The 1607-nt window shown below is 41.3% G+C and carries 2 protein-coding genes and 1 tRNA gene; all 3 read left to right on the forward strand.

Annotated elements, in window-relative coordinates; all coding sequences use genetic code 11:
* The coding region (gene codY, locus QZ359_RS04510; RefSeq protein ID WP_293963274.1) for a GTP-sensing pleiotropic transcriptional regulator CodY at positions 1-750 on the forward strand (750 nt) is incomplete at its 5' end.
* On the forward strand, positions 750-1325 hold the full coding sequence (locus QZ359_RS04515) for an isochorismatase family cysteine hydrolase (RefSeq protein ID WP_070526965.1): 576 nt from the start codon (positions 750-752) through the stop codon (positions 1323-1325). The genes codY and QZ359_RS04515, both read left to right, overlap by 1 nt.
* A gap of 80 nt (positions 1326-1405) precedes the next feature.
* A tRNA-Leu gene (locus QZ359_RS04520) sits at positions 1406-1491 on the forward strand.
* Positions 1492-1607: the final 116 nt, after the last annotated feature.

Below are 1607 nucleotides of genomic sequence, written 5' to 3' on the forward strand. Positions count from 1 at the left end.
ATCCTGAAGCGCTCAGAGGAGCAGTTGCAGGAAGAGCTTCCCTACAATGCAATTACCCGTCAATTGGCAGATATTATTGACTGTAATGCCTGTATCGTTAATAGCAAGGGACGTCTCCTTGGCTATTTTATGCGTTACAAAACCAATACAGATCGTGTAGAGCAATTCTTCCAAACTAAGATTTTCCCGGATGACTACATTCAAGGCGCGAACATGATCTACGATACAGAAGCCAATCTGACAGTTGATCATGATTTGAGTATTTTCCCTGTGGAAAGTCGTGCTGATTTTCCTGATGGCTTGACGACTATTGCACCGATTCATGTATCAGGGATTCGACTTGGTTCTTTGATTATTTGGCGCAATGATAAAAAATTCGAAGACGAGGACTTGATTCTTGTTGAGATTGCGAGTACCGTTGTTGGAATTCAACTCCTTAATTTCCAGCGTGAAGAAGATGAGAAAAATATCCGCCGCCGTACTGCTGTTACCATGGCGGTTAATACCCTTTCTTACTCTGAACTCCGTGCTGTTTCAGCAATTTTAGGGGAATTAAATGGAAATGAAGGGCAGTTGACTGCGTCAGTGATTGCAGATCGTATTGGAATCACTCGCTCTGTGATTGTCAATGCCCTTCGTAAACTTGAGTCTGCAGGGATTATTGAAAGTCGCTCACTTGGAATGAAGGGAACCTATCTTAAGGTCTTGATTTCAGATATTTTTGAAGAAGTGAAGAAAAGAGATTACTAATGACTAAGGCTTTAATTTCGATTGATTATACAGAAGATTTTGTTGCTGATAGTGGAAAATTGACAGCAGGTGCTCCAGCTCAGGCGATTTCGGATGCCATCAGCAAGGTAACTCGATTAGCTTTTGAACGAGGAGATTACATCTTCTTTACCATCGATGCTCATGAAGAAAACGATTGTTTTCATCCAGAAAGTAAACTATTTCCTCCTCATAATTTGATTGGGACTAGTGGACGGAATTTATACGGAGATTTGGGGACCTTTTATCAAGAGCATGGTTCAGACAGTCGTGTCTTTTGGATGGATAAACGCCATTACTCTGCTTTTTCAGGGACTGACCTGGATATCCGTTTGAGAGAGCGGAGAGTGTCTACCGTTATCTTAACAGGTGTCTTGACGGATATCTGTGTCCTGCATACAGCTATAGATGCCTATAATCTAGGATATGACATCGAGATTGTTAAACCAGCTGTTGCTTCCATCTGGCCTGAAAATCACCAATTTGCCCTAGGTCATTTCAAAAATACACTTGGAGCTAAGTTGGTAGATGAAAATCTAAATGAAATTTCAGAGTAATTTGGTTGATGAAATGAAAAAATTTGAAAAAAAGTGTTGACAAGAATCCCAAAAGTTGATATACTAGTAAAGTAATCGACGCGGGGATGGCGGAATTGGCAGACGCGCAGGACTAAGGATCCTGTGACCGCTTTAGGTCGTGAGGGTTCAAGTCCCTCTCTCCGCATAGGATAAGAGTTAGCTGAGGCTAGCTCTTTTTTTCATCTAGTTAAAGTAGAGCAAAAAAATTTGGCTCTTTGTCAACTGTAGTGGGTTGATGAAAAGCTAAGCTCGAGAAAGGAC

Source organism: Streptococcus sp., from assembly GCF_019414905.1.
Classification (GTDB): Bacteria; Bacillota; Bacilli; order Lactobacillales; family Streptococcaceae; genus Streptococcus.

Excerpts from the sequence above, each read along its gene's own strand:
- QZ359_RS04515 (WP_070526965.1), top strand. The coding sequence starts at position 750 with ATGACTAAGGCTTTAATTTCGATTGATTATACAGAAGATTTTGTTGCT.